The sequence below is a fragment of the Ruegeria sp. AP12 genome (genome assembly GCF_056540025.1).
This window is the reverse complement of sequence record NZ_JBQFVZ010000003.1, coordinates 154,452-166,530: the sequence shown is the minus strand read 5'-3', so window position 1 is coordinate 166,530 and position 12,079 is coordinate 154,452. Positions and strand designations below refer to the sequence as shown.

The window sequence follows — 12,079 nt, the reverse complement described above, 5'->3', positions numbered from 1 at the left end:
ACGATGATACTGTGACAGCTGTGGATAATTCTCAGGCGGCAACACCCTGTTCAGGCGCGCTGAGCGAGATCACCAGCACCACCGCAGCCCCGTTCAGCCAGTAAAAGACGGCATCCAGACCCGAAAACCCAAAAAGGCTGGGGGCGAACAGGAAGGTGATGCCGACGATCAGGTCCACGGCCAGATGGAACTTATAGCTCAGGACACGCCAGACCCCCAGGTGATGGTCGGTAAGCACGGTCAGGACAAAGGCCGCGGCCCCGGTGATAACCGACAGCCATAAGGCCATGGGGTTGGACTGACCCAGCCCCAGAACAAAGGGCAGCACGATCAGCGCCAGGGCGACAGGGTAGTCCAGATAGGCGTGGATGTTACGAGTTACAAAACGAAGAGACATCGGAAGATCCTTTTCTTGCTTGGGATAATCCGAAGATAAGGCAGTGAACGCGGACGTATCAGTTCGGTTCGTTCAGGTCTTTTTGCAGATCGTACAAATGCGCCGGTCGATCAGTGCATCGCCCGATAGGCTGCCGGGGAAACGCCGACTTGCTTCTTGAACACCCGCGAAAAAGCCGCCTCGGACGCGTAACCGACCTCGGCCGCCGCATCCGCCACGTTCCAGCGGCTTTCCGTCAACCCGTGGCAGGCGATCTGCATCCGCCACGACGTCAGGTATTGCATCGGTGTCGTTTCCATCTTCTCGGCAAATAACTGGGCAAATGCGGTCCGTGACATCCCGGCTTCGCGGGCCAGAGTCTCGACACTCCATTCCTGTGCGGGGCCGTGGTGAAAGGCGGTCAGAGCGCGGGATATGCGGGGGTCGGCAAATCCGGCCAGCGCCGTATCGGTCGGGCTCTGGCATTCCAGATAGGCGCGGATTGCCTGGGCAAACAGGACCTCGGACAGTTTCAGCGCGATCAGGTCACCGCCGATCCGTGCGCCGCCCACTTCGGACCCGATCATGCGCAGCGTGGCCTCGATCCAGGCCCCGGCTTCTTCGCCATAATTCTCGATCAGAATGTAGGGCGGCAGCCGGTCGATCAGCATATGCCCAGTGCCGCGTCGCCCCGGCGGACCAGTGAACGAGAAATGGCCGCAGATCAATTGCGTATCGCGGCTTTTGTCCTCGCCACCATAAACCAGAACGCCGTCGCCCTGATACCCGGCGTCCTCCAGCACCTGCTCCAGCGGCAGGGCGTCCAGCGGATTGACCTCATTGCACAGCAGCGCATGGGCCGCGCCGTGCGGGATCAGAATCAGATCGCCTTGCTTCAAACGCAAGGTTTCGCCCTTGTTAGAGACAAAAACCTTCAACTCCCCACGCTGCACAAAGTGAAACCGGGCCACGTTTTCGAACGCGGGCACCTGAATACCGAAAGGCGGCGTGAAAGAGGTGCGGAAATAGAACGTCCCCCGCAGGGACAGACGGGTGAGGATATCGCTGAGCAGGTCCAACATGAATGTAACGTAACCCCACCTGCGCTTTCGTCCAGCCATCTGAACGATCTGCACAATGTCTTGAACGGCAGGCAAAGAAAAAACCCCGCGCAAGGCAGGGGTTTGGAGTTCAGGATCTGCGCAGATCAGGCGCGGACAAGCTTTTCGTAATCTTCGGCAATCTCGCGGGTCAGATCGCCCACTTTGAACGTATAGTCACCAATCTGCCCGACCGGAGTGACCTCGGCAGCCGTACCGGTCAGCCAGCATTGTTCGAAATCGGCCATTTCCTCGGGCTTGATGCGGCGTTCGTGGACGGTGATGCCCTTGTCTTTCAGCATCTGGATCACGGTCTGGCGGGTGATGCCGTTCAGGAAGCAATCGGCCAGCGGGGTGTGCACCTCTCCGTCCTTGACGAAGAACACATTCGCGCCGGTCGCCTCGGCCACGTAGCCGCGCCAATCCATGAACAACGCGTCCGAACAGCCCTTGGCCTCGGCCTTGTGCTTGGAGATGGTGCAGATCATGTAAAGACCCGCCGCTTTGGCGTGAACCGGGATGGTTTCCGGGCTGGGGCGTTTCCATTCCGCGATGTCCAGCTTGGCACCCTGCATTTTGGCATCGCCGTAATAGGCACCCCAGGGCCAGACCGCGACGGCCATGCGAACCGGGTTCCTGGCCGAAGCCACGCCCATATCCTCGCCCGAGCCGCGCCAGACCAGCGCGCGGACATAGGCGTCCTGCAAGCCGCTGGCTTTCAGGGCTTCGTCCTTGGCGGCCTCGATCTGGTCGACGTCATAAGGCATCGGCATATCCAGCGCCTCGGCCGAGGCGATCAGACGCTCGGAATGTTCGCGGCTTTTGAAGATCTTGCCGTTATAGGCGCGCTCGCCCTCGAACACAGATGAGGCATAGTGCATCGCGTGGGTCAGCAGGTGCACATTGGCCTCGCGCCAGGGCACCAGTTCACCATCCATCCAGATGACACCGTCACGATCATCGTACCCCGCCATGCGAAACCTCCTGAACCGGGTTGAATTTTCGATTGTTGCGCTATTTAGGTCCGGAGCGGACACATTCTTGCGCAAAAACTGCGATTCGATACCTGTCCGCCCTTGGAATGTCAATAAGGCTGACATAAACTGAGCATTGTGTAACGAATGAGGCAAGATATGTCCGAAATCCGCCCCGCCCCGATGTTTGGGGGCGAAAGCCTGTTGTTTCTTACGGATGAGCAGTTGCGACAGGGGATCGAGGCCATGTTTTTCGCCTATCGCGGCTTTACCGCCGATCCTGACCGCATCCTGTCCGAGATGTCCTATGGCCGCGCGCATCACCGGGCGATTCACTTTGTCAATCGCGCTCCGGGGACCACGGTGAACAACCTGCTGGCCATTCTGGGGGTGACAAAACAATCCCTGAACCGGGTGCTGCGAACGCTGATCGAGGATGGAATGGTCGAAAGCCGGGTGGGTACCGCCGACAAGCGCGAGCGGCACCTGTTTCTGACCGAAAAGGGCCGCGCGCTGGAGGCCACGCTGTCCGACGCCCAGCGCGCCCGGATGCGTGCGGCATATAAGGACGCAGGCCCCGAAGCCGTGGCTGGTTTTCGTAAAGTGCTTGAAGCGATGATGGATGCTGATATGCGTCATGCGTATACGAAGCTGCGGGATACGACCTCATGAGCGATATGGACGCCCATCTGCTGATCGTCGACGATGACGAACGCATTCGCGATCTGTTGAAGAAGTTTTTGATGCGGAACGGGTTTCTGGTAACCGCCGCCCGCGACGCAGCCCATGCGCGCCGGGTGCTGTCGGGGCTGGATTTCGACATGATCGTGCTGGACGTGATGATGCCGGGTGAGGATGGCGTGAGCCTGACAAAGGCACTGCGCGAAACGCATGCGACTCCAATCCTGCTGCTGACCGCGCGGGGTGAAACCGAGCACCGGATTGCGGGGCTTGAGGCCGGGGCGGATGATTATCTGGCCAAACCGTTCGAGCCGAAAGAGCTGCTGCTGCGCATCAATGCCATTCTGCGGCGGATGCCGGAAACGCCAGCCCAAGATACCGCGGCGAAGATCCTGACGCTGGGCCCGATCCGCTATGACATCGAACGTGGTGAGATGTGGCAGGGCGAAGACCCGGTGCGTCTGACCGCAACGGAAAGCCAGTTGATGAAGATCTTCTCGGCCCAGCCGGGCGAGCCGATCAGCCGCGCGAAACTGGTCGAGGATCTGGGCCGCGACAAGGGACAGGCGCAGGAACGCGCGGTGGATGTGCAGATCACCCGGTTGCGTCGGAAGATCGAACAGGATCCGAAGCAGCCCAGATACCTGCAGACGGTTCGGGGTGCTGGTTACATGCTGGCGCCGGATTGATTTAGCCGCTGCGCGGCGATTTTATGCCTTCGGCGAGGATATTTTTAGCCAGATGAAGAAGGGATCCCGATGAAGACTGCCTTGTTGACCCATGCCGATTGTCTGGGGCACGTGACGCCGGACGGGCATCCTGAGCGGGTGGCGCGGTTGGAGCATATTCTTCATGCGCTGGAGGCTTTGGATCTGGATCGCAGGACGGCCCCGATGGCGGCGGATGATGATTTGCTGCGAGTCCATCCCGAAGATTACATCCGGGATATTCGGGCCACGCGGCCTGCGGATGGATTTTCGCAGATCGATGGAGATACGTTTATGTCTCCGGGCTCTGTCGATGCCGCCTATCGCGCGGCGGGGGCCGTGGCGCGGGCAGTGGATCTGGTGCTGGGCGGTGAGGCTGCGAATGCGTTCTGTGCGATCCGACCGCCGGGGCATCATGCGGAAACGGACAAGGCGATGGGGTTCTGCCTGTTCGGCAATGCGGCTTTGGCGGCGAAACATGCGCTGGATCATCATGGGCTAAGCAAGGTCGCTGTCGTTGACTTTGACGTCCATCACGGCAATGGCACGCAGGATTTGCTGTGGGACGAAAAGCGCGCGCTGGTGATTACCAGCCAGCAGATGCCCTTGTGGCCCGGATCGGGACGCCCGGATGAGACCGGCGCTTATGAGACCGTATTGAACATACCTCTGGCCCCCGGCACAGGCGGGACCGAGATGCGGGCAGCTTATGAATCGCAGGCTTTCCCGCGTTTGCGGGCGTTCAGGCCCGAATTGATCATCATCTCAGCCGGCTTTGACGCCCATCAGGACGATCCGCTGGCCAATCTGAACTGGTCCACGGGTGATTTTGCCTGGATCACCGCTGAGCTGTGCAGGATCGCGGATGAGGTTTGTGAGGGCCGTATCGTCTCGACTCTGGAGGGCGGGTATGATCTGAACGCACTGGCCGGGGCGACACGCGCCCATGTGGAAGAACTGATGAAGGCAGTACGATGACCGATACCCCCGTTGATCAGATGACGTTCGAACAGGCGATGAAAGAGCTTGAGGCCGTGGTCGGCCAGCTGGAACGCGGCGATGTGGCGCTGGATCAGTCGATTGCGCTGTATGAACGCGGGGCAGCCCTGAAGAAACGCTGCGAGGATGAGTTGAAGCGGGCCGAGGAAAAGGTGGCCGCGATCACTCTGGACGCGGGGGGCCAACCAACCGGGACGACGCCAGTCGAAGGTCAGTAAATGTTTCGGGACCAATTGGCGCGGGATGCGTCCCGGATTCAGGCGCAGTTTGACCACGTCCTGAGCGCCTTTGACGATTTCGATGTGACGCGGGCCATGGCTTATGCCACCGAAGGCGGTAAGCGGTTGCGCGGGTTTCTGGTGCTGGAAAGCGCCCGTTTGCATGACGTGGACGAGGCCCGCGCGATCTGGCCCGCCACGGCGATTGAGGCGCTGCATGCCTATTCTCTGGTCCATGATGATCTGCCTTGTATGGATGACGACGATCTGCGGCGCGGTCGCCCCACGACCCATGTGAAATGGGATGAGGGCACGGCGGTTCTGGCCGGAGATGCCTTGCAGACATTGGCCTTTGAGCTTTGTGCGCGACCCGAAGTTGGGGCGGCTGATATACGGGCTGAATTGACCCTGACATTGGCCAAAGCCAGCGGCGCGCAAGGTATGGTCATGGGACAGGCGCTGGACGTTGCGGCCGAGACTGCAGCAGAGCCGTTATCTCTGCAGGCAATCACGCATTTGCAGGCCGGAAAAACAGGCGCTTTGATCGAATGGTCCGCCTGTGCCGGAGCCCGGTTGGCGCAGGCCGATCCTGCCCCGCTGCGCCAATACGCCCAAGCGCTTGGGCTTGCTTTTCAAATCGCAGATGACATTTTGGATGTGGAAGGCGACGCCGAAAAGGCCGGTAAGCGCCTGCAAAAGGATGCGGATGCGGGAAAAGCCACGTTTGTCTCTCTGTTGGGGCTGGGCCCTGCCAAAGCCCGCGCGGCAGACCTTATCGACCAAGCCTGCGCCGCGCTGGACGGGTACGGCCCAAGGGCGGATACCTTGAAGGACGCCGCACGCTTCGTTATTGCCCGGGACAGCTAAGTCAGGAACGCGCTAAATGTCTGATCGCCCGAACACGCCTCTGCTGGATCTTGTGAGCCGTCCTGCCGACCTCAAGCAGTTTTCGGACACGCAGTTGCATCAGGTGGCGCAGGAATTGCGGGCCGAGACGATTTCCGCCGTCTCAGTGACAGGCGGGCATCTGGGTGCCGGTCTGGGTGTTGTGGAACTGACCACCGCGCTGCATGCCGTGTTCGACACCCCGCGCGACAAGATCATCTGGGATGTGGGCCATCAGTGCTATCCGCATAAAATCCTGACCGAACGGCGCGACCGTATCCGCACGCTGCGCATGAAGGATGGCCTGAGCGGGTTCACCAAGCGCAGCGAAAGCCCGTATGACCCGTTTGGGGCCGCGCATAGCTCGACCTCGATCAGCGCGGCGCTGGGCTTTGCCGTTGCGCGCGATCTGGGTGGCGTGACGCCCGAAGGGCTGGGTGACGCAATTGCGGTGATCGGCGACGGGTCGATGTCGGCGGGCATGGCCTTTGAGGCGATGAACAATGCGGGTCACTTGAAAAAGCGGCTGATCGTCATTCTGAACGACAATGAGATGAGCATCGCGCCGCCCGTTGGCGCGCTGTCCAACTACCTGTCGCGCATCTATGCCGAGGAACCGTTTCACGATCTGAAAGCCGCCGCCAAAGGCGCGGTGTCGCTGTTGCCCGAACCGTTCCGCGAAGGGGCCAAGCGCGCCAAGGAAATGCTGAAAGGCATGGCAGTGGGCGGCACCTTGTTCGAAGAACTGGGCTTTTCTTATGTCGGTCCCATCGACGGGCATGATCTGGACCAGTTGCTGCCGGTACTGCGCACGGTCAAGGCCCGCGCAACCGGACCGATCCTGATCCACGTGCTGACGAAAAAAGGCAAAGGCTACGCCCCCGCCGAGCAAGCCCGCGACAAGGGCCACGCCACCGCCAAGTTCGACGTTGTGACGGGCGAGCAGAAGAAGGCACCCTCGAACGCGCCGTCCTATACCTCGGTCTTTGGCAAGACGCTGGTGGATGAGGCCGCGCGCGATGACAAGATCGTGGCTGTCACGGCTGCAATGCCGGATGGTACCGGTCTGAATCTGTTTGCGGAACGCTATCCGTCGCGCTGTTTCGATGTGGCGATTGCGGAACAGCATGGGGTGACCTTCTCGGCGGCGCTGGCGGCGGGCGGGATGAAGCCGTTCTGCGCGATGTATTCGACCTTTTTGCAGCGCGGTTACGATCAGGTGGTGCATGATGTGGCGATCCAGCGCCTGCCAGTGCGTTTTGCCATCGACCGGGCGGGGCTGGTCGGCGCAGATGGGGCGACCCATGCCGGGTCGTTTGACATTGCCTATCTGTCGAACCTGCCGGGTATGGTCGTAATGGCTGCCGCAGACGAGGCCGAGTTGATGCATATGATCGCCACAGCCGTTGCCCATGATGACGGCCCCATTGCCTTCCGCTATCCACGTGGCGAAGGCGTAGGCGTGGACCTGCCCGAACGTGGAGAAGCGCTGGAGATCGGCAAGGGCCGCATGATCCAAAAAGGCGCGCGCGTGGCGCTGCTGTCTTTTGGTACTCGTCTGGCCGAGGTTCAGAAGGCGGCAGAAGCGCTTGGCGCGCGGGGGATCACCCCGACCATCGCCGACGCCCGCTTTGCCAAACCGCTGGACCGCGACCTGATCCTGACCCTGGCCGACGACCATGAGGCGCTGATCACCATCGAAGAAGGTGCTGTGGGCGGCTTTGGCAGCCATGTGGCGCAGCTTTTGGCGGATGAAGGCGTGTTTGATCGCGGCCTGAAATTCCGCTCGATGGTATTGCCGGACATCTTCATCGATCAGGCCAGCCCTGCGGATATGTACGCGGTTGCCGGTATGAATGCCGAGCAGATCGAGGCCAAGGTTCTGGATGTTCTGGGCGTTGCCTCGATCGGCGAAAAACGCGCCTAGGGTCAGGACCCATTAATCTTGCACCACTGGTTTGACTGATTTTGGTCCTGACAAGGCACAGTCGCGCAGGAATAGTGGTTCTATTTCAAGCGGCTGTAACGCAGCTCAGGGCCATAATCAGTCAAATCCTGCGGACGCGGGAACCGCTGCAAAGCAGCGGCTTTGACCGCTTGGAATTGACACCGCCAGTCCCGGCGCGCTCAAAACCACTGCTTTTTTGCCGTTCACGCGCCAGTGGTGCAAGATTAATGGGTCCTGACCCTAGGCCGGGCGGTCATGTGGCTTGCAACCCTGATGGGCGAAAGTTAGGCTCGGGTCAGGCTGCTTGAGGCAGCCACCCGGTCCGCGGAAAGCTATCATCGGCACCTCTGTGAGACGACTTGTAAACCAAATCGGTTTCTCAGCCCGGATCAGCGGACCGTCGGGCAGCGGAGGGAAGACCGATGACCAAATCTCTCGACCAACTGCGCCGTGATGCCAAGGCTCTGGGCAAAGCTCTGACTGCGGGCGACAAGGGCGCGATGTTGCGCGTCCATGGTATTGTCAAAACGCCCAGAAACGGGGTCTACAAACATGCCGATTGCCTGCATGTGATCGCGCGCGAAACGGGGTATGCTACATGGCCCGCGCTGAAACTGGCCGTCGAAACACAAGGCATGGACCGGGCGCAGAAACAAGGGCGGCTTCGCTGGGCGCTTTACAACGGCTCGGCGGAAACGGTGGCGTATCTGCTGACGCAGGAGCCTGACCTGGCCGAGGATCAGGTGCCGCTGTTGGTTGCGCTTTACGACGTGAATGCGATGCGCCGGGTTCTGGCGCAGGATCCGGGCGCCGCAACGCGTGAATACCCGCCTCGCCGCCCAATGTGCCATCTGGCGTTTTCGCGGCACATCAAGGCCGCCCCCGAGAAAGAGGGCGACATGCTGGCCATGGCGGATCTGTTACTGGCCCACGGCGCGGATGTGAATGACAGCTTTGGCTTCGACCCGGAGTCAGACCATCGCCTGTCCGCGCTTTATGGCGCTGTCGGCCATGCGGACAACATTCCACTGGCCAAATGGCTGCTGGATCACGGCGCGGACCCCAATGACAACGAATCCCTCTACCATTCCACCGAGCTTGGCCATACCGACGGGCTACAGATGTTGCTGAACCATGGGGCCGATCCCAAGGGTACAAATGCGCTGCCAAGGGCTATTGATTTCAACAGCGCGGAAGCTGTGAGCCTATTGCTGGACCATGGCGCGGACCCCAACGAAGGCATCGCGCCACACCCGTCGGATGAGCCATCTCTGGTGATCCCTGCTTTGCATCAAACCGCCCGGCGCTTGGCGTCGGGTGAGATCGCCCGGCTCTTGCTGGATCACGGCGCGGACCCAAACGCCGTCAGTCGCGGCCATACGCCCTATGCCTTTGCCCGCGTCTTCGGGAACCGGGATGTGGCGGATGTTCTGGAGCAGGCGGGGGTATCCACGCAGCTATCAGAGACCGAGGCACTTTTGGCGCGTGCAGCGGATGGAGTGCCAAGGCCCGGCGACCGGATCGATATGACTGCCCTATCGGAAGAATTGACCTATCTTCTGGGTCGTCTGGTGTGGCGAGAAGGCAGCCTGCCCCATATGCAGCGCCTTGTGGAGATGGGCTTTGACGCCAACCTGCCGGATGAGATGGGGATGCCGCCGCTGCATCTTGCCGGGTGGGAAGGGATGGCCGATGTCACGGCCTTTTTTCTGCACCAGAACCCGGACCTTGACCACACCAACGCTTATGGGGGCACATTGCTGTCGACGATCATTCACGGGTCAGAAAACTGCCCGCAACGCGCGCATCGCGACCATATCGACTGCGCCCGGATGGCGTTAGAGCGGGGCGTACCATTGCCCCGAAAAGCCCCGCAATTTGCAACCCGGCCCGAGATGTCCGAATTTCTTGCCGATTGGGCGGAGGCGCATCCGGATCAGGTTGCGGAACACGGGGTGATTTGACACGCACCGACGAAAGAAAAGCGGCGGCGCAATTCAAGCGCCGCCGCCCGGCTTGCACTACTGGCGTCAGCCGTCCAGGCAGAAGCCTTCGATGTCGCCATTTGTCCAGTTGTTCGGACCACTGTTCAGAATGGTGCGGTCGCTTACATGGATGCGGATGTTGTAGCCGCAGGGATCCATGCCGGTGGTATCAAGCTCCCAATTGCCAGACGCGCCATCGGTACTCAGCGATCCAGCCGCGTAGCTGATCGTGACCGACGAACTGCCGCCCACAAACGGGGGCAGAACCGTCGCCGCAGGTGCGGCGGAAGTGATGACCATGGTGCCGCCCGCAGCCTCGGGCAGCGGGGTCACATGGATGCGCAGGCTTCCGCAGTGATTGCCCGTCATCGAATACGTGCCCGAGATCACTTCGCCAATGCCGAACTTGCCACAATTCCCTGCGCCGCTTGTGATTTCGACATCTGCGCCGGGCCGGGTGTTGTCGACCATAAAGACCGTCGATACGGTTGTGCCCAGAACCGGACCTGCCGGTTGCCGGAACTCGATGAAGACCGAGTGCAACCCGTTCTCCAGCCCCGTCAATGCGCCCAACAGATCGTCGGCGACCGAGACCAGCGGCGAGGCGGCCAGATAGGGGAACCAATCCCCAACCGCGTTGACCGTCTGCTTGACCGAAAACGGGCTTGGGAAGGTGGTAACATCGGCCTCGAACGGGTTTGTGTAGGCCCGTGGTGCGATATCGGAAGGTCCCTGGATCATGATCCGGTACTCCATCGCGCCTGCCGGGATGTTGAAGGCCCGGCCCTTCAGCAGCGTCCGCCCGCCAAACGGCGCATCGTCGGCATTGGGGATGATACCGCCCACGCCCGCGCCATTGGCATATCCCATGGCGTTGATCTGCGGGATCGGCATGTTTCCGATGGATTCCAGGAAGGGCAGGAACTGTCCGGGCACGCCGCCTTTCGGAAGATGTTCGACCTCGATCGTGCAATCGGCCCGGTCGCCCCAATGGGGCACGAAATCCGGATCATTCGGCGCGGGCGGGACGGCCCAGGACAGGATACCGCGAATCCGCGCCTGCCCGGTCTTGCACCATTCTTTGCGATGATCATCCAGATCCACCGGCAGCGAGGCCTGATACCACAGCCCGTCATCCGGGATCTGATCGATATTGTGCACATCGACCCAGGTGATGCCCTGGAATTCCCAGCCCGATCCGAAATCAAGGTAGAAGGCGACATATTCCCGCGACCCTTGCGAACACAGATCGCCCGAATAGCCACTGGCGCGCTTGATCTCGATCACGCCATGCAGTTGCGAGGTGTCGCGATCCAGACCAACGCAGTGAAGCTCTTCATATGTCGTGTTGAAGTCGGGCTTCATGATGAAGTCATTGAAATCCGAAAGGTCGATGTCAAAATCCGGTATCTGGAAGGCCGCCATCGTCTGGCTTGCGGCGATATCCGTGCTGTCGGCCGCAAGTTTGACCATGGTGGGAAAGACATTGCGCAGAACCTGCATCTTGTCCGCCCGGTCGGTCTTTTTCATCAACTGCGCCAGCGAGGCCGCCGGTTTGTTCGCAACCAACTGCGTTTCCAGCAGCGATGTCGCCTGCTGCAGCACTTTCGGGTCGATCTGTTGAACGCCGATATCGGTGATATGATCGATCAGGTTGCACAGGAACGGGCTTCTGGGGTTGATCTGAATGTCGCGCTCCAGCCTGTTGCCCCAGATCGGCAGCCAGTTCGGCATATTGGCCGGCGGGATCACGTTCCAGGACAGAACGGCCCGAACGGTCGGCAAAACCGGGTCGCGGTCGCAACATGTCCGTTTCTTGGGATCGACCTTGATCGACACCGCGTAACACAGGTCATCCTTGAACCCGAGGTCATGGATGTTGAAGCTGTTCACCCCGCTGTCGACCCACACGCCGTCCCCGTAATCGAGGTAAAAGCGCACATATTCCTGCGACCCGTCAGTGCAGGGCCCGCCGCCATAGCCATCGGCCTGCTTGATCCGCACAATCGCGGTCAGGATGCTGCTGTCGGGGTTGTAGCCGATGCAGGTCAGTTCTTCGAAAGCGACGTCCTGAATCTTTTTCAGAACCGGCTTTTGCAGCCCTTTCAGATCCAGTTGGGACAGGTTGCCGAAATAGTTCGGGTTCTGAAGCAGCCTGAAATTGGCAGAGGTTCGAAGTTCAATTTCCTTGCTGACATCCGTCATG

The 12,079-nt window shown here is 60.5% G+C and carries 11 protein-coding genes; 7 read left to right on the top strand and 4 right to left on the bottom strand.

Annotated features, from left to right (window positions below; genetic code table 11):
- Positions 1 to 31: 31 nt before the first annotated feature.
- From ACR0E6_RS11730 to ACR0E6_RS11720, 3 genes are all read right to left on the bottom strand, one after another.
- Positions 32 to 397, bottom strand: a complete 366-nt coding sequence (locus ACR0E6_RS11730; protein ID WP_480583504.1) for an SPW repeat domain-containing protein — start codon at positions 395 to 397, stop codon at positions 32 to 34.
- Positions 398 to 507: 110 nt separating this feature from the next.
- Positions 508 to 1,458 carry an AraC family transcriptional regulator gene (locus tag ACR0E6_RS11725; protein WP_170453464.1) on the bottom strand — a complete coding sequence of 317 codons (951 nt, stop codon included), beginning with the start codon at positions 1,456 to 1,458 and terminating at the stop codon, positions 508 to 510.
- Between the two features lie 125 nt (positions 1,459 to 1,583).
- Positions 1,584 to 2,450: a branched-chain amino acid aminotransferase gene (locus tag ACR0E6_RS11720; protein WP_170623370.1), complete on the bottom strand. Its 867-nt coding sequence runs from the start codon at positions 2,448 to 2,450 to the stop codon at positions 1,584 to 1,586.
- A gap of 159 nt (positions 2,451 to 2,609) precedes the next feature.
- Here ACR0E6_RS11720 and ACR0E6_RS11715 point away from each other — a divergent pair, with 159 nt between their 5' ends.
- From ACR0E6_RS11715 to ACR0E6_RS11685, 7 genes are all read left to right on the top strand, one after another.
- Entirely contained in the window at positions 2,610 to 3,122 is a 513-nt protein-coding gene (locus ACR0E6_RS11715; protein ID WP_170623372.1) for a MarR family transcriptional regulator, read from the top strand.
- Entirely contained in the window at positions 3,119 to 3,820 is a 702-nt protein-coding gene (locus ACR0E6_RS11710; RefSeq protein ID WP_170453461.1) for a response regulator, read from the top strand. The genes ACR0E6_RS11715 and ACR0E6_RS11710 overlap by 4 nt, the downstream gene beginning before the upstream one ends.
- Positions 3,821 to 3,889: 69 nt before the next feature.
- Positions 3,890 to 4,816 (top strand): histone deacetylase family protein, encoded by a 927-nt coding sequence (locus ACR0E6_RS11705; protein WP_480583500.1) that lies wholly within the window; start codon positions 3,890 to 3,892, stop codon positions 4,814 to 4,816.
- Positions 4,813 to 5,055: an exodeoxyribonuclease VII small subunit gene (locus tag ACR0E6_RS11700; RefSeq protein WP_170521075.1), complete on the top strand. Its 243-nt coding sequence runs from the start codon at positions 4,813 to 4,815 to the stop codon at positions 5,053 to 5,055. The genes ACR0E6_RS11705 and ACR0E6_RS11700 overlap by 4 nt, the downstream gene beginning before the upstream one ends.
- Complete coding sequence (locus ACR0E6_RS11695) at positions 5,056 to 5,922, top strand: polyprenyl synthetase family protein (RefSeq protein WP_480583496.1); 867 nt, start codon at positions 5,056 to 5,058, stop codon at positions 5,920 to 5,922.
- A gap of 16 nt (positions 5,923 to 5,938) precedes the next feature.
- Positions 5,939 to 7,867 carry a 1-deoxy-D-xylulose-5-phosphate synthase gene (dxs, locus tag ACR0E6_RS11690; RefSeq protein ID WP_480583493.1) on the top strand — a complete coding sequence of 643 codons (1,929 nt, stop codon included), beginning with the start codon at positions 5,939 to 5,941 and terminating at the stop codon, positions 7,865 to 7,867.
- 443 nt (positions 7,868 to 8,310) lie between these two features.
- Positions 8,311 to 9,852 carry an ankyrin repeat domain-containing protein gene (locus tag ACR0E6_RS11685; RefSeq protein WP_480583490.1) on the top strand — a complete coding sequence of 514 codons (1,542 nt, stop codon included), beginning with the start codon at positions 8,311 to 8,313 and terminating at the stop codon, positions 9,850 to 9,852.
- A gap of 66 nt (positions 9,853 to 9,918) precedes the next feature.
- Here ACR0E6_RS11685 and ACR0E6_RS11680 read toward each other — a convergent pair whose 3' ends face one another.
- Positions 9,919 to 12,078, bottom strand: coding sequence for a hypothetical protein (locus ACR0E6_RS11680; protein WP_480583487.1), 2,160 nt, complete (start codon positions 12,076 to 12,078; stop codon positions 9,919 to 9,921).
- Between the last annotated feature and the right edge of the window lies 1 nt (position 12,079).

Excerpts from the sequence above, each read along its gene's own strand:
- ACR0E6_RS11685 (WP_480583490.1), top strand. The coding sequence starts at position 8,311 with ATGACCAAATCTCTCGACCAACTGCGCCGTGATGCCAAGGCTCTGGGC.
- ACR0E6_RS11720 (WP_170623370.1), bottom strand. The coding sequence starts at position 2,450 with ATGGCGGGGTACGATGATCGTGACGGTGTCATCTGGATGGATGGTGAA.
- ACR0E6_RS11680 (WP_480583487.1), bottom strand. The coding sequence starts at position 12,078 with ATGACGGATGTCAGCAAGGAAATTGAACTTCGAACCTCTGCCAATTTC.
- dxs (WP_480583493.1), top strand. The coding sequence starts at position 5,939 with ATGTCTGATCGCCCGAACACGCCTCTGCTGGATCTTGTGAGCCGTCCT.
- ACR0E6_RS11705 (WP_480583500.1), top strand. The coding sequence starts at position 3,890 with ATGAAGACTGCCTTGTTGACCCATGCCGATTGTCTGGGGCACGTGACG.
- ACR0E6_RS11725 (WP_170453464.1), bottom strand. The coding sequence starts at position 1,458 with ATGTTGGACCTGCTCAGCGATATCCTCACCCGTCTGTCCCTGCGGGGG.
- ACR0E6_RS11700 (WP_170521075.1), top strand. The coding sequence starts at position 4,813 with ATGACCGATACCCCCGTTGATCAGATGACGTTCGAACAGGCGATGAAA.
- ACR0E6_RS11730 (WP_480583504.1), bottom strand. The coding sequence starts at position 397 with ATGTCTCTTCGTTTTGTAACTCGTAACATCCACGCCTATCTGGACTAC.
- ACR0E6_RS11695 (WP_480583496.1), top strand. The coding sequence starts at position 5,056 with ATGTTTCGGGACCAATTGGCGCGGGATGCGTCCCGGATTCAGGCGCAG.
- ACR0E6_RS11715 (WP_170623372.1), top strand. The coding sequence starts at position 2,610 with ATGTCCGAAATCCGCCCCGCCCCGATGTTTGGGGGCGAAAGCCTGTTG.
- ACR0E6_RS11710 (WP_170453461.1), top strand. The coding sequence starts at position 3,119 with ATGAGCGATATGGACGCCCATCTGCTGATCGTCGACGATGACGAACGC.